Raw genomic sequence first — 20,720 nt, 5'->3', positions numbered from 1 at the left:
CTTAGCAGCAATCGATAGGGAATATCTTTACTCCCACTTTCAGAGAGTTTGTTGTCTGCCGCATGATTGTGACGACAATGGTTGGAAACTGTGTTGCTCCTGAAAAATTCCCATCACAGATTACGCTTGGTATATCGGAAATCTCTGCTATCCTGATCGGAGTTATCAGACTCCCTGCAATAAACTAGGCTACTCGCGTCTTCTTTTTTGATACGACTGTTATCGCCCCCAATATTGTTGTTACTGTCATCAATCTCCCGATCCGTTTTATGGAAATCGACAGCTAAAGGAAATGAATTCTCTGCCTTTCTTGTCTCACTTGCCCTGATCCGCGGCAGGTCAGACATTCTCCTGTCATTGCGAAAACCACAATTGCCTTTTTCAGTCTATCGCACCGTCTACGGGTGGCAGACCTCGTCTTTGGTTCGGAATTTATTTCTGTCCTTTTCCAACATCGAAACCATTGGATTTTTTTTCGATATGACAGTCAGTCACAAAAGCCATCAACAGGAAAAGACAACAATCATGAAAACAAGAGAGTAATAGTAGCCATCTACGGAACAGTGCTATGCACTGCATGCCCTGAATCCCACAATATTTCTTGTCCTGTCATTTACTGTCGCCATACTGCTTTCAGCAGCTCTTGCTTTATCTAAACTGGCAGACAACGATCACAGGAATATTAAAAAACTTTTTCTGTAGAACAAAAAATTTAGGTTTCATGATAATTCTTCAGGTTTTCATCACACCATGGCATACCAGTTTTTACATATCAGTTTTCTTACTGCTGGTTGCCTTGTTCTGCCTCTGACTGCAACGCTCTGGCGAGTACATCCGCGACAATGGCCTTTAAAGCCACGATCTTTCTATCCGCCAACATTATCGGCAATGCGGCGTCATCCCTACTGTATACAACCAGTATAACCGGAGCATTGCTGATTCCTCGCTCCATTGTCATGACCACAATTACTTCCATACTGAGGAACTCTCCTGTCGGCGCACTCCATCCTTTTTCTTTGGCTTTTGACTTGTGCTATGCGGGAGCATTCACCGTGTCTCAATCACCAGTTTTCGAAATTTAATCATTGGAACGAAATATCTGAATATTTCCGTGACAAAAATGGCTTTTTCGGTCAATCGCAGTTTTACACTATGTGAATTGATGGCAGGCGCAATGATCGTGACAATAACCTATATAATCGCAAATTTTTCGCTTTGGTATCTATAAATACTTACCTAAAAAGTCAAAGTCTCATGAAAAGCTATAATACAGCTGAAACGGCGGCGTGCTCGTGTTTCCAGATCTTCTCACGTCCTTTCGGACCGCACCGGATCAGTCTCGGATGCTAAACCATATTGCATTTTGTGCCCCACAATGAATTCCGGACCATCGTATTCACCGACTGTTCTGTAACGGTCTTACCCGCATCAGGTACGTCCACCGACAATTCGTAATTTTGACCGACATACCGCATATCTGCGCTCAGTTTGATATGTCCGTCGATGTCGGGCACAGCTTCCTGCATGACCCACTCTGCCACCTGCGCCATCCAAACCAGAATCTGGATGCGCTCCAGAGCGAGATCATGTCGAATCGCCATTAGTCCGCCTAGGCTCAGGACACATTCTTTAAGATAGTAGATAAAGTATGCTGCAATGTGAATTGCAGACATGAAGGTACGAGCGCAGTGGTCGTATCGTGTTGCGACACGTCGCCAGTCCTTGAGCTTTGCAAGCATGTGGTGTTTTTTTATAAAGATGCCAGTCGTAAGGGAGTCCTGATTTCCGGTTTTTCTTAGGCGGAATACAGGCGGCAATGTTCCGTCCTGCGAAAGACTGTCTGATCTGGTTGCTGTCGTATTCCCTGTCACCGATGACTTCCTCTGTTTCACCGGAAAGATCAGCCAGCAGAACATCGGCGTCTCTGAAATCACTGACCTGCTGCCAGATGTAACCGGACAGGACAGTCCTCACCCAATGGCAGCCGATTTCTAAAGATGATAGAGAGCGAAGAATTATCAGATGATGTCCGTCAGTCTGATTTCAAATGGAGCGCCCATTGATTAACGGTGTGGCTGACCTCACCCACCTGTTTTATTATGCAATCAGTCCAATGCGTTAAGCGGCGGCGGCAACTCTTCCTGTGGTCTGGCGCAGTTGAACGCCTGTAGATACTCGTAAACACTCATATCCGGATATCCACCGGCTTAACTGGCCACCCACCATACGCTATTAACTGCTGAATGAGTGCAAGTCCGCCATTAGAGAGCAAAATCAATCCATCCTCCTATCGTGGAGATATCGATGGTCTGCGCGCTTTCGCGGTCATCGCGGTGGTGGTGTACCATGTCTTTCCCCGCTGGCTTCCCGGTGGCTTCTGCGGTGTGGACGTATTTTTCGTCATCTCCGGATTTCTGATCACACGTCAGATCAGTCACCGTGAAATCAGTTTTGTTTCATTCTATACCCGGCGCGTGCGTCGTCTCGCTCCCGCACTTCTCTGTGTGCTACTGGCTACAGTCGGTGCCGGACTGTTGTTTTTGCTACCCAATGAAATCAGTACGCTCGGTATGGCCTGTTTTGCTGGCGCGACCTTTCTATCCAATATTTTTTCATGGCAGACACAAGGGTATTTCGACCGGGCAGCCAGTCTCCAGCCTTTGCTGCATCTCTGGTCCCTCGGTGTTGAAGAACAGTTCTATCTCTTCTGGCCTGCCCTTATTGCTTTCTCTCGCAGCAAGGTATTTTCTCTGACCAAAGTGACTCTTGTCACGGGACTGATCTCTTTCGCTATAGGACTGACCTGCGCATTTTTTGCTCCAGCGGCAGATTTCTACCTGCCATTTTCCCGCATATGGGAGTTCATGGCGGGAGCGGGTCTCGTTCTCGGAGGACGTAAACTCGAAAGATTATCTCTCCGCTGGCGTACGATAGGGAGCGGGGCAGGACTATTCTGTCTTGTGGTTGCCGTGTTCCAGCTCAGGCAGGACTGGTTTTTCCCCTCTCCTACTGCACTTTTTCCAGTATCAGGTGCTGCTCTGCTGATCGCTGCTGGTCCTGAAACTTGGTTGGCGCGCTATATATTAGCCGCCCCTCCGGCAAGATGGCTGGGGTCCATCAGTTATCCGCTCTATCTCTGGCATTGGCCGCTCATCGCGTATGAGCATCTTGTTCATGGCGTCAGTCACACACACAGAAGCACGGGATATGCGATCATCACGCTATCCCTGATACTTGCTGCCCTGACCACACGTTTCGTCGAGGTTCCTCTGCGATGGAAAACACCCGAACGACGCACTGTTATCGGTCTTCTTTCCGCACTGGCGGTCACTGCCATATTGGGACTGACCCTGCGGGCATGGCCCGGACACAGAACGGCGCTGGGAAGCGACACACCCGGAATCAATCTTGAAAAAATAAATCTCGCCGAACAGGACGGTATTTTTCCGATTACACAGCATATGCATGTCGAGCATATACAGGGGCTAACGGTTGGTATCATCGGCTCCGATCCAGCAAACGCCATCCTGTTCACAGGCGACAGCCTTCTGTTCCAGTGGGGACCGCGTGTGGATGCCCTGTTTGCACAAGGTCGCCTGAAACAGACAGTCATTTTCATATCAGGACCGAGTTGCGCTCCTTTGCCAGTCGAAAAGCCGGCAAAAGGTTTTACCTATTGCAATGCGATGTCTGAGGTTCAGGATCGTATTCTGGCGAAGTGGTCCGTGCATACAATTGTCATGGGCGCACTCTGGGAACGGGTTTTCGGACCTCCGCCAGAGTGGCCTGCTAAAAAAATCAGGGCGGAAGAAAGACTAAGAACTCTGTCGGCACATGGAAAACGCAAGATCGTTTTCATCTTGCCAACTCCCATCAGCACTCGTTTCGATCCCGCCCATATGGTAACACGGCATTTTACGCATTTGAGTCTGGACAAGGACGCCTTGCAGAATGGTATTCCTGTTGCTCCCATGAGAGCTGAACACGCAGCAATGACAGCTTTTCTGATGGGCATCGCTCAGGATACCGGCAGTTCCACACTGGATACGACACAGGAGATCTGCGGATCAGCCGAGACCTGTTTTCCGTTGATGAATGATGGCACACCGAAATTTGCAGATCAGATGCATCTGCGGCCCGATTTCACACAGACTCTCACATCCCGACTGGATGACATTCTGATAGCGCCTGCACCGTAACACCCGCCGCGACACAGGCATCAACACTGACTGGATATAAAATGCAGATTTCAGCTTCTGACGTGAAGATCGCCGTTATCGGGGCGAGTGGCCGGTCAGGTTCAGTCCTGTGTCACAGTCTTCTCAATGAAGGCTATAAAGTGATTGCTGTTGTCAGGAACAGGAAGAATCTTTCTCCAGAGCTCGACCGGCACTGTTCAGCCGTCAGGGAAGCGGACCTTACAGATCCCGATCGTCTTTCCGAGACCCTGAAGGATGCTGATATTGTCGTCAATACCGCGCATGCACGCCATCTCCCCTCTATCCTTGCCGTCACGCCTGTTCCTGTTGTGGCATTGGGCAGCACCAGAAAGTTCACACGCTGGCCGGATGCTCACGGCAACGGTGTTCTTGCTGGGGAACACGCCCTCAGAGAAGATGGAAGACCCTCCCTGCTTTTACACCCGACGATGATTTACGGTGCGCAGGGTGAAAACAATGTCCAGCGTCTGGCAGATCTTTTAAAGAAACTTCCTGTCGTTCCCTTACCTGACGGAGGACGTTTTCTTGTGCAGCCCATTGAGCAAGGGGACGTCACGCGCAGCGTTGTCGCCGCCATTCCCCTGATCGTGTCAGGTGTGATCAAAGGACCGGAAACTCTGGTTATTGCTGGTCCCGAAGCCGTCACATACAGACAATTTGTCAGCATGATCGCCCAGTTTTCTCAATCGAGAAAATTACGCATCATTTCCGTTCCGGACTGGTGCATCAGAATAGCGGCATATGTGCTGCGCAAACTTCCTGGTGTTCCCCGGATTGAAGACGCTGAAATCCGTCGACTGACGGAGAACAAAGACTTTGATATTACACCCATGAAGCAAAAACTTGGTGTAACGCCCATATCTCTTCAGGAAGGACTGTCCCGAGTATTCCGAAAATAATCCGTGCAGATACGAAACCCTTCCGAAGCCGGTACACTCTATACGGCGTATTATCCGGAGAGTGCGCACAAGCCGGTCGTCCACAGTTCAGATGAAAATGACTGGTTACCGTACATAAAAAACGGGACGGCTATGAAAGCCGTCCCGCCAGACAACCGATCAGCAGGGATTAGTTGTTGCTGTTGTCATCACGATGCTCTTCACCGTGCTTGCCGTCGTGCTTGTGATGCTTGCCTTCATTCTTGTGGTGGTCTTTACCATTCTGATCACCAGCATTGTTCTCATCGTGGCGATCGTCGTGACGGTCATCGTGACGCTCGTCACCATTCTGGTGGTTGTATCCACCCTGATCATTGTTCTCAGCGTGAGCAATCATCGGTGTGCTGAGGGTCAGAGCGGCAGCGATAAGTAGAAGCTTTTTCATATTCATCTCCTGTGTGAATGACGACATGAAGTAATCCTCATTCGGGTTAAGAGGATGGCAAACATGTAACGGAAAGAAACGTCATGATACAAAGATCAAAAGAAGCGCCTAATTACCTCAGAAAAATACACGCCTAGGCTTTTCCTGCATGGCAGCATTGTTCAGGAATTATGCATCAGGCAACCATTAGAAGCCATGTTCAGACGTAAAATATTAAACAAATTTTCTGACATTTCCTGTCCCAATAGAAATCCTTTACTATGGATCAGAAAACCAACACCCAAAGAAAAATTTTATAGTCAGCGTATTATTTCAAATATTCAGATAAAATTTTTTATCTTCTTGAAAGATTTTACACTATTCACGACAGCGAAACTCATCATAATCTCGAAAAACCAGATACTTAGCAAAAGGACATTTCATGACCATCAAGCGCCTCGCACCGGAAGAACGTCTTAGTGGAGCTTCCGTCTGTGGAAATATGGTCTATCTCGCCGGACAGGTTGCCGATGATGCAACCCTCGACGCCGAGGGACAGACTGCCGATGATGCAACCCTCGACGCCGAGGGACAGACTGCCGATATCCTGCGTCAGATCGACGCACTTCTGGCCGAGGCGGACACCAGCAAGAGCAACCTTCTGTCCGTGCAGATCTTCCTTGCCGACATCAATGATATGGCGGCCATGAACCGCGCATGGGACGCCTGGCTGGATCGTGACAATAAACCAGCCCGCGCCACGGTCGAAGCAAAGCTGGCGGACCCAAGCTGGAAAGTGGAAATAACGGGAATCGCCGTTATCGGCTGATATACAGACGCGATTTCCTTAAACATCTTCAGGAGGGGACTGGTCTCAATAAGACCCTACCCTGCGACGTTGATCAGGATCCGCCCTCGTGTTTTACCATCCATCAGCGCATGTGCCGCCTCGATGGCCTGCGAGAGCGGATATTCACTGACCACATCCTCCAGACGCGTCACATCGATCAGACCGGCAAGCCGATCCCATGCCCTGATCCGCTGTTCACGGGGACAGAGCGCGCTGTCGATCCCGAGCAGGCTCACCCCGCGCAGGATAAAGGGCGCAACGGTCAAAGGCAGATCCATGCTGCCGGCAAGACCGCACGCGGCTACAGCACCGCGCTGACGGATGGCCGCGCAGACCGATGCCAGCACCTGCCCACCAACGACATCAATCGCACCAGCCCATTCAGCTTTTTCCAGAGGACGCGTCTTCTGTGTAAACAGCTCACGACCGATTACGCGACTGGCGCCAAGACTTTCGAGATAGTCCTTTTCCGCCATGCGTCCCGTGACAGCCACGGTCTCATAGCCCAGTTCAGAGAGCAGCATCACGGCGATACTGCCCACACCACCGGATGCTCCCGTCACCAGAACCGGCCCATCGGCAGGCTTCACATCGGCCTTTTCCAGCGCCATGACACAAAGCATGGCCGTATAGCCTGCCGTGCCGAGAATCATGGCCTGTCGGGAGGAGAACGCAGCCGGAAGCGCTATCAGCCATTCACTACTGACCTGCGCCAGACCGGCGAGACCGCCCCAGTGTTTTTCGCCCACCCCCCAGCCGTTGAGCAGGACCCTGTCGCCGGGTTGAAAATCGGACGACCGGGATTCCACGACCGTGCCGGAAAAATCCACGCCCGGCACCATCGGCCAGGATTTCACGATCGGTCCCTTGCTGGTGATGGCGAGGGCGTCCTTGTAGTTGAGGGTGGACCATTCGACCTTCACCAGCACGTCACCCGCAGGCAACTGGTCCTGAGCAATCTGCCGAAAAGACGCGGTTTGTTGTCCGTCGTTTTTTTCAATGATGACAGCATCAAACATTCTACAGGCCCTCGCTATCCTGCCGGACTGGCTGCTCAGAGGATGCTTCATGCAGATGAAAAGCGGGCCGGTGCAGCACCGTGCGCCAGACCCGCTCATCAATACCGCCTCACGCTAACCCCACCGGCTCTGCGCTTCTCTATGGTTCTTCAGATGATCAGTTTTTGATCAGTTGCGCCCTGGCTTCACCGTTGGGATGCGCGGCAGTGTGCAGGTTTACATATATTTTCCCAGCTTCAAGCTCCTCAACCTGCTTGTCGTCCAGCTTGACCTTGCCTTTCAGCGGGCTGGTATAAGGACCGTCAATAGGCGCAATGACGCCAGCATCCTGATCGAAGTTGGCCGGGCCGTGAAAGTGGGCCACGCTGACTGGCCCTGAAAGACCGGACCACTGGATGCTGTAGGTCAGCTCATGCGTCTTGGAATCGAGGGTGGCGTCGACCATACCTTTCGGGTGGGATTTTGTTCCGTGTTCAGGTGAGAAATTTCCCATGAACATTCCGTCCATCTCCGCAGCGGACGCCATGGAGAACGAGGCGGTAAAAACAGCAGAGGCCAGAAAGGCGCTCCTGATCGTTTTTTTGAAAGTCATCTGGCAAATCTCCGGTTCATGATCCGATTAGGACACAGAGCCTAACGCCGGAGAATAGGCTCTGTTTGATGGCTCTCATAAATTTACCGTGCGCTAACACTCCCGTCGTACGGTCGAAGCGATTTATTGAAGGACATACGCCATGACGAGTTCAGCGTCCCTGAGCGGCTCCAGCTACGCCCTGCTGGCTCTCCAGCATCGTGGCCGCACTTCCGCAGCACCAGCCAAAATGGCCGACACCAACATCAATGCGACCGGCCAGCGGTCTCATGGCGGCGGCCTTTCGATCGGTCTGGACGCCACAGGGAACGTGCTCACAAAAAGCAGCGCGGGCAAGGACGGAAAAGCTGTAAAATCCGCAGCCGTCGATCTGTTCGGCTGACCAGAGCGGTCTTTTTTAAGCGAACTGTTTCAGAGTCCAGGGCGTTTCTGCCACTTCCGGCGGTTCCGCCACAAGCGGAATGGCGTTCGGAAGCCGGACATTCGCCGGAAGGTGCATGGCTGACCGCAAAGCGCGGAACAGCGCACCGTGGGCGACTACCAGCACGGTGCCCTGCCCGCTCAGTGCCCTGTTCAGGGCGGCGACGGCGCGGTCACGCAGAAACGCGAAGGGCTCAGCGCCGGGAGGGGTGTAAAGCCCCTCGACCCAGTCATCATACCACTCGCCCATCGGGCAACCTTCCTGCTCACCGAAGCAGACCTCTTCCAGTCCCACATCCATGGTGAGCACCGGACGAACGCCGTAGCGTTCCTTCAGCGCATCAGCCGCAACCTCCGCCGTACGCAGGGCGCGGGCCAACGGGGAAGAGACAATCCGGCTGATCCGCAGCTCACCCAGCGCTTTCTGAGCCAGCAGACCACCAGCCTTGCTCGCCTGCTCCAGTCCGGTCTCATTGAGAGGAATATCGGTCCGGCCCTGTGACAGACCCTGTTTGTTCCAGTCCGTCTCACCATGACGGAGATACCAGTACCGTGTCGGGGTAATCACAAGGCGATCCTCTGCTTTCTCAGTCAAACAGTGACGAGACGGAACTCTCGTCGGACACGGCGCGCATGGCGCGTGCAAGCAGTTCGGCTGTCGTGATCTGACGGATATTGTGAGCCGCTTTCACAGCGTCCGTCGCCTTGATGCTGTCGGTCAGCGTGAGCATCTCGATCGGAGAAGCGCCAATCCGTTCGACCGCCTTTCCTGTCAGCACGCCGTGCGTAACATAAGCGCCGACGGACGCCGCGCCATTGTCGATGATGGCCTGCGCCGCGTTGCAGAGCGAGCCGCCGCTATCCACGATATCATCGACCAGCAGGCAGTGACGGCCTTTGACGTCACCGATGACATTCATGACCTCGGACACACCGGCGCGCTCGCGGCGCTTGTCTATGATGGCGAGATCCGTGTTCAGGCGCTGCGCCAGCTGACGCGCGCGCACCACGCCGCCAACATCCGGCGAGACGATCATCAGATCGCGGTCGCCGTAACGCTCCTTGATGTCGCGTACGAACAGCGGCGCAGCATAGAGATTATCCACGGGCACGTCGAAGAAGCCCTGAATCTGCATGGCGTGCAGGTCCAGAGTCAGCACGCGGTCAGCGCCGGCCTCGACCAGCAGGTTCGCCACCAGCTTGGCGCTGATCGGCGTGCGGGGGCCGGATTTACGGTCCTGACGGGCGTAACCGAAATACGGCATGACCGCCGTGATCCGGCGGGCCGAACCGCGCCGCAGCGCATCCAGCATGATCAGCAGTTCCATGAGGTTGTCGTTCGTCGGCATGCAGGTGCTCTGCACAACGAACACATCCTCACCACGCACATTCTCGAAAATCTCGACAAAGACTTCCATGTCGGCGAAGCGTCGCACGGAGGCGTTGCAAAGCGACATATTGAGTTCAGCCGCTACAGCTTCGGCGAGCGGTAGGTTGCTGTTACAAGCGACGATCTTCATCTGCCGATTTTCCTGTGAAACTGCACCACACGACCCGCAACCCGGGTATTGCCGGGCCTTCTAGCAACGCAGTGGCCTCCTGTCATCCGACCAACGGACAGAATGAGGCCATTTCGCATCAGGTGTGTCCTGATCACACAGCCACCTGCGCTGCCACATCATCCGCCACAAGGCGCAGTGGTCGTGCGGACAACTCCTCAAACTGCTCGGCCCGACAGGTCATGATAATGATCTGCATCCGGCTGGCGGCGTCCGTCAGAATGTCAAACAGCGTCCGCATCCGCAGCGCATCGGAGAAGCACAGCGCATCATCAAGAATCAGCATGGCGGGGCGCCCCTGCGCATGCAGGATGTCCGCAAAGCCCAGCCGGACCAGAACGGCGATCTGTTCCCGAGTCCCATCGGAGAGCCTCTCGATATCCTCCTCCGTGCGTCCGCGGCTCAGCCCGGACACGGTGAAATCGGTTTGCAGATGGGCTGTCGCACGGGGGAACAGCATCTCGATCGCGGGCTGAAGCGCACGGGTCAGCGGCGCGAGATAACGCTCGGTCGTCTCCCGTTCGGCCTCCATGAGCGTTTCCTTGAGCAACCTGAGAACAGCAACCTCCTGCTCACAGGACTCGCGTTCCATCCGATGCCGCTCAATGTCGCGTTTGCAGGCGGCGATCGCCTCATCCAGACCACTTCCTTCAGCGGCCTGAATCCGGACTTCGCGTGTCACCACATCCTGTTGCAGGCGTGCAAGACGATCCCGCCGCCCCGCAATCTGGGCGTCCAGACGGCTGATGGCTGCATCGACAAGCGCTTCCGGCTCGGAGGGACGCTCCTCGTTCAGACGGTCCCGCGCCCGTTCCGCCGTGTTCAGTGCCTCTCCCGCCTTCTCAAAACGTTCATTCAGCACCGCATCCGGCTCACTGGCCTGCGCCGCATCTTCCTCACCCTGAAGATTGTCCTGCCGATCCCTGAGCACGCGACAATCCGATCGGCGCTCTTCCAGAAGTTTTCGCGCCACATCCTGTTCGGCGAGGGGATCGCGCAGCGCCTCTCGAGTCCGGACAATGTCCTGTTCCACGTCGTGTAAGGCCTGTCGGGCTGCTGTCAGGTCGGCTTTGGCTTCCTCCATGGACGCGGGAAGTGCAGTGGCTTCGTCGCCCTGCGCTTCTTTCCATTGCGCCAGTCCGGCTTCCGCCTCGGCAATCCGCTGACGCAGCATCGCCATGGCGCGATCGGGCGTGTCCGCCTGAAACGCCTTCATGGCTGCTTTCAGCCCCTCTTCCGCGGCCTTGCACGCTGCTTCGGCCTGACGACGACGCTCCATATCCGCATGGGCTGCCGCCATATCCGCGCAACCGACCGCGTCCAGCGCCGCCCGGAACGCCTGACGCGCCCGGTCAATCGTGTCCTGCATGACAGCGCGATCTCGGATAGCTGGAACAATGCGGAATATGCCGACGCCTTCGATCGTCAGTTCAGCCGGATCGACCAGCTTGAGTCGTTCTGTCTCGACCGCCTGTCCATTGAGCCGCACCCGCTCCGCAGCGCCGGGCTCCAGAGTGACTTCCAGTCCGGTCGCCTGAGCGCCCAGCGCAGTCTCGGCTTCAAACACCGCCTTGTCTGCGGCCTGAATGGCCCGAAGACGTTTTTCATCTACCCGAAAGGCTGTGAACGCGGCACGGGTTTTTTCGACCTGCGCAATCAGGCTTTCGAGATGATGCTGTTGGCGGATCGCCTCATCCCTCTGTTCCTGCTGCTGGAGATGGGCGAGCGCCTGCTCGGCACGATTGACGGACCTGCCCGCCTCGGTGCGGCGCTCATCAAGCTTGCTGAGCGCATCGCTCTGTTCTGCAAGAGCACCCTCAGCCCGTTGCAGGCGTGCCTCCGCCTGACGATATTCTTCCTCTGCCTCAAGAGCTTTCTGCCGGGCGTCCGCCAGACGCTGCCGTCGCTCTGCCCGAAGCGTGCGCTCATCCCGCAGGCGGTTCCAGTCACGCTGCGCAGTTTCGATGGCCGCCTTCGCCTCGGCTTCACGTTTTCCGAAGCGCAGCAGATCGCTTTTCCGGGTTCTGGCCTGCTCGAGTTCGTCCTGTTCCCGCTGCTGACGTGCCGGATCCTGCTCCCGCCGCATCTGCTGGCGTGCGTGATCCAGTTCTCTCAGATCCTGCTCAAGGGCGCTCTGTCGATTTTCCAAAGTCGCCAGAGTGGCTGTGGCTGTTTCTTCGCCTGCCGCCGCGTCGGCATAACGTCCCTGCTTTTTATTGTGACCGTTGACCAGCTTGCCCAGATCCTCCTGCACCCGTTTCAGAATACGAGCCGCGTCCGCACCGCCAGTGATCTCCGCGAAATCAGCGTTCAGGCAGGACTGCACGCTCTGGCGGGCCGTATCGCACAGATCTGGCTGGGTAAAACTCTGTCCCTGCTCCACCCACAGGGCGGGAAGCAGCCCGTCCGTCTCGTTCTTTTTCGCAGCACTCAGTCCGAGAAGCGTCTGCACCTCAGCGTCGGCATCATCGCCTTCCTTCAAGCCATTTGGACCTGTCAGACGGGTAAAGCTCTTTTTTAGAAACTGTTTTTCAAAACGGTAGCCCTGACCGTTCAGTGTGAACTCCGCCAGAATACGCGGCGCGCCACCGCTATACGGCTCGAAGGATCGCGTGGTTTTTGTGGAAGAGCCCGGCTTGTAGAGAAACAATGCCCGCAGCGCCGCCAGCATGGTCGATTTGCCGGATTCATTCGAAGCCGCCAGCAGATTCAGCCCTGCTCCGAGTCCATCAAGACGGTGAACACCGGTGAAACGACGGAAGTTTTCGACTTCCAGAGCCGTAAAGATCAGTCCGTTCGTGTTCATGCGCTTCGCTCACTCCGCCAGAGAACCGCCAGCCGTTGCAGGGCCGCCATGGCATGCTGTTGTTCTGGCCCCGGCGTTGCGCTCAGCGCCTGCAGGCGGGCGGCGGCCCGACTGACGACGCCAGCCTCGCCAAACGTGGACAGATCCGCTTCGGACGCCACCAGTTCAGGACGCTTGCCAAGGCGCAACAGACAAAGCGCCGCCTCGACACCGGTCAGGATTTTCTCGTCGAAAAGCGTCATGTCTTCCAGCGTCAGATGCCCTTCCGCATCCAGCCAGACCAGAAGGGAACTGAGGTTTTGTGGATCGAGCGACCGCAGCCGATTTTCCAATGCCTCGATTTCTTCGCGTGACGTGAGGGTGGCCTGCACCCGTTTCCAAGAAAACCGTCCGACCCGATGCGGTGTAATGGTCGGCACGGCGTTCGGTCCGTCGATCGAGACGACCAGCGCGGAACCGCCGCCATCACCGCCTTTATCAAACCCGTCGATTTCAGGCGTGCCGGAATAGGCACATCGTTCGCTGATCTTGTTGAACCCGTGCCAGTCCCCCAGAGCGAGATAGGCCAGCCCTGCCCTCGCTGCACGATCAAGCGCAATCAGGTTAGGCTGTTCACCCGGCTGACTGCCGAATTCACGAACGGAGCCATGCGCCATGCCGATCCGCATGACCCCTTCCGGTGTTTCGGCCTCATCCATCCAGAGAGTCGGGTCATTCAGGGTATGACGACGGTTCAGCACGGAGGGCAGCAGCCAGACAGAGCCGTCCTGAGTCATCGCAACGGGATTTGGCTCCAGATGCAGACGGATATTTTCGGGAGGAGCGGAACGTCGGACCCGGTCCCATACGCCATTTGGCTGAAGGAAATCGTGGTTGCCGGGGATCAGGTGCCAGCGCAGATCCGGAAACTGACGCATGCGTTCGAGAGGCTGACGCAGGGTGCGATCGGAAGGTGTTTCGTAATCGTAGATGTCGCCCGCCACGAGAACATCCGCAGCACCATGCGCGCGCGCCAGTTCGCCAAGCCGGTTGATGACCTCAAGCCGTTCGGCCTGAAGGACGCGCAGCACTTCGTCACTTGCGAAATTGAACGTCTTTCCGATCTGCCAGTCCGAACTGTGCACAAACCGCATAACGTCGTCTTTCCTTCCGTTGCCTGCTCTCAATACCAGCGAAAGCCGGTTTTGGCGCGTGCGTTATGCGAAAGGGTGATCATGGGACAGAGGTGATGCCGTCGCATTTTATTGAAGGGTTACAATAAAAGTTCCTTGGAGATTGTGTTTTAAAACACCGCTATTGTCTGAAGCTTTTTGAAAAAAGCTTCACCAAAAACTTCTTTGGAATTTGCTGGCGCTTTATGCTTGCAGACAAGTTGAGATTGAAGGGACTGTGTCCGCTTGGGGGGCACAGGACAAAGCTCCTTAAACCGTCTTTTACTGCGGTTTTGCAGGCCAGCCACCGCCATATCCGAATGAGCCACCATAGGACGGTGGAGGAGCGGGCGCTGCCTGCTGCGGTACGGGTTGCTGTGCTTGTGGTGCAGGCTGCTGGACCGGCTGCGCCTGCGGAGCCTTCCGGAGCACTAGAGTGCCACCTGGCTCAAAGGAGTAGATATAATCAGCATGCGCGATGGTCGCGGGCCGATGGGCCACCATCACGCGCGTGACGTTCATCGCCCGCAGGGATTGCGCCACAATGGATTCCGTATGTTCGTCAAGATGACTGGTCGCTTCATCAAGGAACAGGATTTGCGGACGCTTGTAGAGCGCACGCGCCAGAATGACGCGCTGCTTCTGACCACCAGACAGAGCACCGCCCATATCGCCGACCAGAGTCTCGAAACCCATCGGCATACGCTTGATGTCTTCAAGAATGGCGGCCTTGGCGGCGCAGTCAGTAATCAGATTCTGATCCGGGTCATCTGCAAAACCGCTGATATTATCAGCAATAGAACCCGAGAAGAGGCCATCATCCTGCAACACGCCAGCGATACGCTCGCGATAGGTTTCCATCGACAGCACCGCCGTATCCACACCATCGATGTAGATATTGCCTTCATCAAGGGCATGCAGCCCCATCATGGCCTTGAGCAACGTCGTCTTGCCACAGCCGGATGGACCGACAATGGCGACGCTGGAGCCTGATGGAATATCGAGATCAAGCCCACGGAAAATCCATGGCTCCTGCGCCGCATAACGCACCGATACCCCGCGACAGGAAAGCGCGGCAGCGCCATCATAATGCGTGCCGGGAATGGTTTCGGACATTGGCTCGGGTTCGGTCATGACGATATCAGCCAGACGGTCTGTCTGGATGTTCAGCATGCGCAGCTTGAAGCCGGTATTGACCAGAGAGCCAACGCGACCTGCGAACTGATCCTTGTAGGACAGGAAGGCGACCAGCATACCGACGGACATGGAGCCATCCATGACCTGATAGGCCCCAAGCACCATCATGATCAGACGGTCAGCGCCGAAAATGAAATCGCCAAGCCGGCCATAGATCAGATCAAAACGCTGAAGACGCAGTTTGATGTTGATGCTGTCGATAACGATATTCAGCCATGTCGCGCGTCGCCGCTCGCGGAGGCCGAGCAACTTGACGCTGGCCATGCCACGCAGTGTCTCGATGAAGTGACTCTGCTGCTTGGCGTTGACGACAATCTGCTCTTCAGACGCTTCGCGATAGGTGCTGTACGTCACCAGACGCAGCAGGATATCGAGCGCCAACGCGACACAGGCGACAAGCCCCAGCCAGCCGCCATAGACGAACAGCATGATCCCCATGCCGACGCCCATGATGCCATCCATGACGGTCTGCACCATGTCGGTGGTCATGGTCTGCTGGATGGTGCCCAGTGATCCGAAGCGCGACAGCACGTCGCCGACATGGCGCTTGCTGAAATAATCAAGCGGCAGGCGGGTCAAATGATCGAACAGGCTGGTGTTCCATTCCAGACCAACCCGGGTGCTGAACAGGGTCACAGCCCATGTACGGACGGAGCCGATGAACATCTGCAACAGAAGCAGAAGCGCCAGTCCGAACGTAATGGTTTTCAGCAGGTCATGATCAGCAGTGACAATCACCTCGTCGATCACCACCTGAGACACCATCGGCGAGATCAGCGCGATAACTTCCAGCCCGAGGGACAGGAAGAACAGGCCCATGAGTGCGCCGCGCAGTCCGGCAACGTGACGGAACAGATCACCCAGACGGATGGTTTCGCGCTCATCCTTCTTCTCGAAGGACTCGTTGGGAGTCGCTTCCAGCGCGACACCCGTGAACTCGCGGGAAACCTCCTCCATGCTGATGGTGCGGTTTCCAACGGCGGGATCATTGATGGTGATCCTGTCGCCCTTGACCTCCGTCAGCACCACAAAGTGGTTCATGCCCCAGTGCAGAATGCAGGGTTTCTTGAGGTTGACGAGATCGTCGAGATCGAGCCTGACCGCGCGGGTCGAGAAACCCATATGGTCGGCAATCTGGACGAGACTACGAAGCGTCACGCCCTGAATGGAAACCGAGTAGCGCCGGCGCAGGGTCGCCAGATCGATCTGGTGGCCGTAATGGGCCATGATCATGGCGAGACAGGCGATACCGCATTCCGCAGCCTCAACCTGAAGAATAACCGGTGTTTTCTTGCCAAAACCGAACTGAAGGGCGTTGAAAGCCTCGCTCATTTGTCGACAAGCCCCCCGCTGATGGCGGCAATGCTGTGGCGCATGCTGATCACAGGGTCGAATATCCACTGATAGAGACGACGTGAATCGATGGCGATATCCGCTTCGACTTCCATTCCGGCTTCCAGCGGTTTTTTATCACCATAAGCCACGATGTAGGGCAGATCCGGCTTGACGCGGATACGATAGAGATCTCCTCCACTGGAGCTGCTACTGCCGTCTTTCTTGTCCTGACTGCCGGACGCGGACTGCTGCTGTCCCTTTCCCGGTTGGGATTCCGTGATAGGTGCTCTGGTTATTTCCACAACCCGTCCTCGTGCGAGGCCAAAGCGCTGATAGGGGAAGGCCGCGTAATGCATGAGCACAGGTTCGCCTTCTCGCAAAAAGCCTATGGAAGCGCTGCTGACATACAGTTCCGCATCCAGAGAACGCCCCGTCGGCAGAAGTGTGACAAGGGGCGTTCCGGCAGAGACCTGCTGGCCAAGATTGCCGCGCACGGCTGAAAGAATGCCATCATCCGGCGCTTCGATGATGATGGTGCGATGACTTTCACTTTCATCGATCTGTTTGTCGATATCGGCAATCTGACGATCCAGATCATTGATATCGTGAGCCGTCTGTCGATCGTAGCGCATCAGCTTTGACGTATTGTCTGAAATCTTGCCCTCAGTATCCGTATAGGTCTGCATGAACTGGGCATGACTGCTGAGCAGCTGGGCATAGGTATAGAGCTGGCTCTGGAACTGTGTTTCCGTGACCAGATGAGCGCTCTGTGCATTTTTCATGCGGTTCACGGCGGCTTCCACCACCGGCAACACCTTGGCGTCATTGGAGAGCTGGAGGCCGGTCAGGTTGTGCTGCTGCTGCAGATTGCGGATCTGGTTGATCAGCGCCTGTTTTTCAACAGGAGCGTCCTCAATACGGATTTCCTTCTGTCGTTCAAACAGTTCGCGCTGTCTGCGCAACTGCACAAGCACCTGCTCCTGCGTGGGGCCGGTCGAGGAACGGGCTTCCAGATCAATGGTAAAAAGCTTCTGTCCCTTGCGGACATGCTGGCCTTCTTCCGCCAGTCGACCGCTGATGATGCCTGCCGCGCTGGCGTCAATGGTAATCAGTCCGGTAGGAGGGAGCATGTAGCCTGTTGCATGCACGCGGCGCGTATAGATGCCGAAACACACATACAGAACAGCCAGAACAACCAGCGCCAGTGTGATCCATGAAATAACACGTATCGAGAGCGACTGCGTCGCCTGCACCTGCCCCAGCCACGCCTGTCGGCGAGCGTCAAGCGCTTCCTGACGGTAGAGAGAAGACATACAGAGTGAAGACCTTAAGGTGCAGACGGGACGGTCTTACAGCCTGACATCAAAACAATAAAGAAAAACAAAAAAAGAAATCATGTACAAAAAATATGGGGAAGTCGGAAACTTCCCCATGCAGCATTCCGATTATCAGCCCAGACCGCTGGCACCACCGCTTGAAGGCGGGAATGTAATTGTGGTCATCGCCGTAATGCATCCCCAGCAGTTCGTGGTCACTGCGCCACGAATCGCGGACTGCACGTTACTCAGCAGACTTGTAGCCTGTGAGACTGTCATGCTTTTACCTGCATTATAGCCCATCTGCGTATCAGTGTAGACATTGTTGATTGCTGACTGAATGGTCGAGCAGCTGGCTCCGTTGAAGATATCGGCCTGAACGTTGTACTCTCCAGCCAGATAACCGGCATAGGCCGCGATAACTGAAGCGCTCGGACCGCAGACAACCGGCTGATAACCACACGGATTATAATTCCAGCAGCAGCCGCCGGAAACTTCCGTCATTTCTGTCGTTGTAAGTTCACGCATGTCTATTCGATCTCCGTAATGATGAAACCGTCCGTGACCGGGCTTCGCCCGACCTTTTCGGTCGGTTCTTGAGCGATGCAAGGCCACGTCGCCCATCACGCTGGCTATCTGTTAATGTTTTTTCAACACTTCTTCCAGCGAATAAATCATTAACAAAACCATTGATACACCTTGTTGCATGACCACAACAAACAGGATAACCCATTAAAATGTAAGTATATTAACGAAATTTTTCCTACACTCTCCGCCCCATAAAAAGCACCAGCAATAAATTGTCAGACAAATGTTTGTATTTTACAAACATTTACGTTTTATTTTGTTGACAGATTTTATGCCGTGTCGTTAATCAAAAACAAACACCCGGACTTGCCGGACAAACGATCAGGAGTGATCAGACATTATGGTTACACAGGCAACCTCAACACAATATGCTGCCTACACCGCTGGTAATGGTACAGAGAGCGATCCTTATGTGCTCGCCTCCAATTCCGGAACCATCACGCTTGAATCCGGCAAATATTACGTTCTTGAAAATGGCGCGACGATCGGTACCGCCATCATCAATGAATATAATGCTTCCGGGTCCACAGGCGGCATCAATGTCAACGGCGGCCATCTGACCATCGACTCCGATGGCAAGGGCACCAGTGTCGCCGGCAAGATCGACATGAGCGGCCAGGGTTCGTCTCTTGTCCTGAACAACGACACGGGCAAGTGGTCCTACGAAGCCAACCTCGTAGGAGAAGACATCTCCGCTGGTGGCGATCAGTATTATACCTATCCCGCCCTTCAGAATGCGACGATCACCAATTTCGGTTCCGGCGCATCAATGTGCACGAATGACATTCCTGGCGGATTTGGAACATCCATCGGTATCGCAGGAAGTTACACTGACAGCTCCACCTTCATTCTGAAGAAGAGCGACTCGATCATCGTCAATCCCAGCGACTCCAACCCCCATGCCAACAACGCCGCCGGCTATTATGGCGTGTCTGTTACGGGAGTCGGCGGCACTTACTCCCATCCGACATCGACCACATATTTCTACCCGCAGAACGGTGGCAACTGCATTGATGGCTGCTTCCTGCCGGGAACGCACATCCTGACCCGTGATGGCGAGAAGCAGGTCGAAACGCTGGTCGAGGGTGACGAGATTGCCGTCATCGAGAACGGCCAGACCGTTTTCCGTCCGCTCGCATGGCTTGGCCGTTCGCACGCTGATGTCGCCGCGCTCGGTTTCGACGTCGATGCGTATCCGGTTCGCATCCGCAAGGACGCATTCGGTGAAGGTGCTCCGCACCGTGACCTTCTCGTCACCTCCGAGCATTGCATCCACATCGACGGGAAGTTTGTGCCGGTTCGCATGCTGGTCAACGGCGCTTCGATCCTGATCGACCGTTCCATCGCCGCTTTTGACTTCTATCATGTCGAGCTTGAACAGCATGGTGTGATCGTTTCCGAAGGTCTGGAAACGGAGAGCTATCTCGACACAGGCAACCGCGGCACGTTCGAAAACTCCCCGATCCGTGCCCTGCGTCCCCACTTCGCCGGCGGTTTTGTCATCAATGGCGGCAAGAGCTGGCAGCGTGACGCAGGCGCTCCGCTGGTGACGGATCAGGCAACAGTCGAGCCAATCTGGAAAGCTGTTGCAGCCCGCGCCGAGACGCTTGGCCTGTCCGTTGCAGACAATGCAGCCGAAACGACCAACGATCCGGATATCCGTCTCGTGGCCGAGGATGGTCGTGAAATTCGCGCCGTTCGTCACACCGGAAACACGTACAGCTTCATGGTGCCTTCAACGGTCTCCGATGTCCGTATCGTCTCCCGCACGGCGCGTCCGTCCGAGATGATCGGTCCTTTCTGCGATGACCGTCGTGACCTCGGCGTGGTTGTGGGTGAAGTCGTTGTCACGAACGGACGTGATCGCTCCGTTCTGACCGATCACCTCAGCGACGCCGACATCAGCGGCTGGCAGGCTTACGAAGGTGGCGTTGGTCGCTGGACCTCCGGCAATGCTCTGCTGTCGCTCGGCAACGCCGGAGAGGGCCTCTTTGCCCGCATGGTAGAGGTCGAGGTTCTGGTAGCCGGCCCTTACCACGTCGGAGATTCAGCACAGGCCGCCGTTCAGGTTGCCTGATCTGAAATTTCTGACCGACTTACCTCTGGTTGAAAGACCAGAGGTGCAAAAGGGAGGCATTGCCTCCCTTTTTTTATTGGTTGATACTCTCAGGAAAGAGACGCTCCGTGACTCACCTGACGCTCTCTGCAACATGAATTTTGTTTCCGGGACGGATCCGTAAGGAATTTTCATCATCGGAAACAAATGGCAACCACACACCATCTGTTACCGACAACGACACTGTTTTGTCCACAGAAAGGATCGCAACCAAAATAAAGCCTCTTTTGCAGTCCAGTAATCGGTTCC

17 protein-coding genes are annotated in these 20,720 nt (G+C 55.2%); 5 read left to right on the top strand and 12 right to left on the bottom strand.

Annotated elements, in window-relative coordinates; genetic code table 11:
• Positions 1 to 781: 781 nt before the first annotated feature.
• Together EMQ_RS12330 and EMQ_RS12325 are read right to left on the bottom strand one after the other, a co-directional pair.
• Positions 782 to 976 carry a hypothetical protein gene (locus tag EMQ_RS12330; protein WP_010666832.1) on the bottom strand — a complete coding sequence of 65 codons (195 nt, stop codon included), beginning with the start codon at positions 974 to 976 and terminating at the stop codon, positions 782 to 784.
• Between the two features lie 370 nt (positions 977 to 1,346).
• Positions 1,347 to 1,871: a hypothetical protein gene (locus EMQ_RS12325; RefSeq protein ID WP_162467792.1), complete on the bottom strand. Its 525-nt coding sequence runs from the start codon at positions 1,869 to 1,871 to the stop codon at positions 1,347 to 1,349.
• 372 nt (positions 1,872 to 2,243) lie between these two features.
• On the opposite strand from EMQ_RS12325, the gene EMQ_RS12320 reads away from it, so the two are divergent.
• The gene (locus EMQ_RS12320; RefSeq protein WP_018307921.1) at positions 2,244 to 4,199 is read left to right on the top strand and encodes an acyltransferase family protein; all 1,956 of its coding nucleotides are present in this window, start codon (positions 2,244 to 2,246) and stop codon (positions 4,197 to 4,199) included.
• Positions 4,200 to 4,240: 41 nt separating this feature from the next.
• On the top strand, positions 4,241 to 5,119 hold the full coding sequence (locus EMQ_RS12315; RefSeq protein WP_010668299.1) for an SDR family oxidoreductase: 879 nt from the start codon (positions 4,241 to 4,243) through the stop codon (positions 5,117 to 5,119).
• Between the two features lie 169 nt (positions 5,120 to 5,288).
• Here EMQ_RS12315 and EMQ_RS12310 read toward each other — a convergent pair whose 3' ends face one another.
• Positions 5,289 to 5,543, bottom strand: a complete 255-nt coding sequence (locus EMQ_RS12310; RefSeq protein WP_187326318.1) for a hypothetical protein — start codon at positions 5,541 to 5,543, stop codon at positions 5,289 to 5,291.
• A gap of 421 nt (positions 5,544 to 5,964) precedes the next feature.
• Between EMQ_RS12310 and EMQ_RS12305 the strand changes: the two genes are divergently transcribed.
• The gene (locus EMQ_RS12305; protein WP_018307922.1) at positions 5,965 to 6,351 is read left to right on the top strand and encodes a RidA family protein; all 387 of its coding nucleotides are present in this window, start codon (positions 5,965 to 5,967) and stop codon (positions 6,349 to 6,351) included.
• 56 nt (positions 6,352 to 6,407) lie between these two features.
• On the opposite strand, the gene acuI is transcribed toward EMQ_RS12305, so the two are convergent.
• Together acuI and EMQ_RS12295 are read right to left on the bottom strand one after the other, a co-directional pair.
• Positions 6,408 to 7,391 carry an acrylyl-CoA reductase (NADPH) gene (gene acuI / locus EMQ_RS12300; RefSeq protein WP_010667487.1) on the bottom strand — a complete coding sequence of 328 codons (984 nt, stop codon included), beginning with the start codon at positions 7,389 to 7,391 and terminating at the stop codon, positions 6,408 to 6,410.
• Positions 7,392 to 7,548: 157 nt separating this feature from the next.
• Entirely contained in the window at positions 7,549 to 7,983 is a 435-nt protein-coding gene (locus EMQ_RS12295; RefSeq protein ID WP_010669047.1) for a CHRD domain-containing protein, read from the bottom strand.
• 142 nt (positions 7,984 to 8,125) lie between these two features.
• On the opposite strand from EMQ_RS12295, the gene EMQ_RS12290 reads away from it, so the two are divergent.
• A complete protein-coding gene (locus tag EMQ_RS12290) occupies positions 8,126 to 8,365 on the top strand; it encodes a hypothetical protein (RefSeq protein WP_010669046.1) in 240 nt (79 codons plus the stop codon).
• Positions 8,366 to 8,380: 15 nt separating this feature from the next.
• On the opposite strand, the gene EMQ_RS12285 is transcribed toward EMQ_RS12290, so the two are convergent.
• The 7 genes from EMQ_RS12285 to EMQ_RS12255 all read right to left on the bottom strand — a co-directional run bounded on the left by EMQ_RS12285 (position 8,381) and on the right by EMQ_RS12255 (position 18,295).
• Positions 8,381 to 8,971 carry a histidine phosphatase family protein gene (locus EMQ_RS12285; protein ID WP_018307923.1) on the bottom strand — a complete coding sequence of 197 codons (591 nt, stop codon included), beginning with the start codon at positions 8,969 to 8,971 and terminating at the stop codon, positions 8,381 to 8,383.
• 19 nt (positions 8,972 to 8,990) lie between these two features.
• Entirely contained in the window at positions 8,991 to 9,923 is a 933-nt protein-coding gene (locus EMQ_RS12280; RefSeq protein ID WP_010666553.1) for a ribose-phosphate pyrophosphokinase, read from the bottom strand.
• 133 nt (positions 9,924 to 10,056) lie between these two features.
• A complete protein-coding gene (locus EMQ_RS12275; RefSeq protein ID WP_010666552.1) occupies positions 10,057 to 12,768 on the bottom strand; it encodes an AAA family ATPase in 2,712 nt (903 codons plus the stop codon).
• Entirely contained in the window at positions 12,765 to 13,901 is a 1,137-nt protein-coding gene (locus EMQ_RS12270; protein WP_010666551.1) for a metallophosphoesterase family protein, read from the bottom strand. The genes EMQ_RS12275 and EMQ_RS12270 overlap by 4 nt, the downstream gene beginning before the upstream one ends.
• Before the next feature lie 300 nt (positions 13,902 to 14,201).
• Positions 14,202 to 16,448 carry a peptidase domain-containing ABC transporter gene (locus EMQ_RS12265; protein WP_010666386.1) on the bottom strand — a complete coding sequence of 749 codons (2,247 nt, stop codon included), beginning with the start codon at positions 16,446 to 16,448 and terminating at the stop codon, positions 14,202 to 14,204.
• Positions 16,445 to 17,764, bottom strand: coding sequence for an HlyD family secretion protein (locus tag EMQ_RS12260; protein ID WP_010666385.1), 1,320 nt, complete (start codon positions 17,762 to 17,764; stop codon positions 16,445 to 16,447). Before EMQ_RS12260 ends, EMQ_RS12265 begins: the two co-directional genes overlap by 4 nt.
• Before the next feature lie 135 nt (positions 17,765 to 17,899).
• On the bottom strand, positions 17,900 to 18,295 hold the full coding sequence (locus tag EMQ_RS12255; RefSeq protein WP_010666384.1) for a hypothetical protein: 396 nt from the start codon (positions 18,293 to 18,295) through the stop codon (positions 17,900 to 17,902).
• Between the two features lie 400 nt (positions 18,296 to 18,695).
• Between EMQ_RS12255 and EMQ_RS12250 the strand changes: the two genes are divergently transcribed.
• Positions 18,696 to 20,432: a Hint domain-containing protein gene (locus tag EMQ_RS12250; RefSeq protein WP_010666383.1), complete on the top strand. Its 1,737-nt coding sequence runs from the start codon at positions 18,696 to 18,698 to the stop codon at positions 20,430 to 20,432.
• The last annotated feature ends 288 nt before the right edge of the window (positions 20,433 to 20,720 follow it).

The sequence above is a fragment of the Acetobacter aceti NBRC 14818 genome (assembly GCF_000193495.2).
GTDB lineage: Bacteria > Pseudomonadota > Alphaproteobacteria > Acetobacterales > Acetobacteraceae > Acetobacter > Acetobacter aceti.
Note: the sequence above shows the minus strand (reverse complement) of the source record. Positions and strands in the feature narration are given on the sequence as shown.

What these genes read in the sequence shown, in the direction of transcription:
- EMQ_RS12305 (WP_018307922.1), top strand. Translation starts at nt 5,965, where the DNA reads ATGACCATCAAGCGCCTCGCACCGGAAGAACGTCTTAGTGGAGCTTCC.
- EMQ_RS12270 (WP_010666551.1), bottom strand. Translation starts at nt 13,901, where the DNA reads ATGCGGTTTGTGCACAGTTCGGACTGGCAGATCGGAAAGACGTTCAAT.
- EMQ_RS12280 (WP_010666553.1), bottom strand. Translation starts at nt 9,923, where the DNA reads ATGAAGATCGTCGCTTGTAACAGCAACCTACCGCTCGCCGAAGCTGTA.
- EMQ_RS12315 (WP_010668299.1), top strand. Translation starts at nt 4,241, where the DNA reads ATGCAGATTTCAGCTTCTGACGTGAAGATCGCCGTTATCGGGGCGAGT.
- EMQ_RS12250 (WP_010666383.1), top strand. Translation starts at nt 18,696, where the DNA reads ATGGTTACACAGGCAACCTCAACACAATATGCTGCCTACACCGCTGGT.
- EMQ_RS12310 (WP_187326318.1), bottom strand. Translation starts at nt 5,543, where the DNA reads ATGAAAAAGCTTCTACTTATCGCTGCCGCTCTGACCCTCAGCACACCG.
- EMQ_RS12255 (WP_010666384.1), bottom strand. Translation starts at nt 18,295, where the DNA reads ATGCGTGAACTTACAACGACAGAAATGACGGAAGTTTCCGGCGGCTGC.
- EMQ_RS12275 (WP_010666552.1), bottom strand. Translation starts at nt 12,768, where the DNA reads ATGAACACGAACGGACTGATCTTTACGGCTCTGGAAGTCGAAAACTTC.
- EMQ_RS12265 (WP_010666386.1), bottom strand. Translation starts at nt 16,448, where the DNA reads ATGAGCGAGGCTTTCAACGCCCTTCAGTTCGGTTTTGGCAAGAAAACA.
- EMQ_RS12290 (WP_010669046.1), top strand. Translation starts at nt 8,126, where the DNA reads ATGACGAGTTCAGCGTCCCTGAGCGGCTCCAGCTACGCCCTGCTGGCT.
- EMQ_RS12330 (WP_010666832.1), bottom strand. Translation starts at nt 976, where the DNA reads ATGGAAGTAATTGTGGTCATGACAATGGAGCGAGGAATCAGCAATGCT.
- EMQ_RS12320 (WP_018307921.1), top strand. Translation starts at nt 2,244, where the DNA reads ATGAGTGCAAGTCCGCCATTAGAGAGCAAAATCAATCCATCCTCCTAT.
- EMQ_RS12260 (WP_010666385.1), bottom strand. Translation starts at nt 17,764, where the DNA reads ATGTCTTCTCTCTACCGTCAGGAAGCGCTTGACGCTCGCCGACAGGCG.
- EMQ_RS12295 (WP_010669047.1), bottom strand. Translation starts at nt 7,983, where the DNA reads ATGACTTTCAAAAAAACGATCAGGAGCGCCTTTCTGGCCTCTGCTGTT.
- acuI (WP_010667487.1), bottom strand. Translation starts at nt 7,391, where the DNA reads ATGTTTGATGCTGTCATCATTGAAAAAAACGACGGACAACAAACCGCG.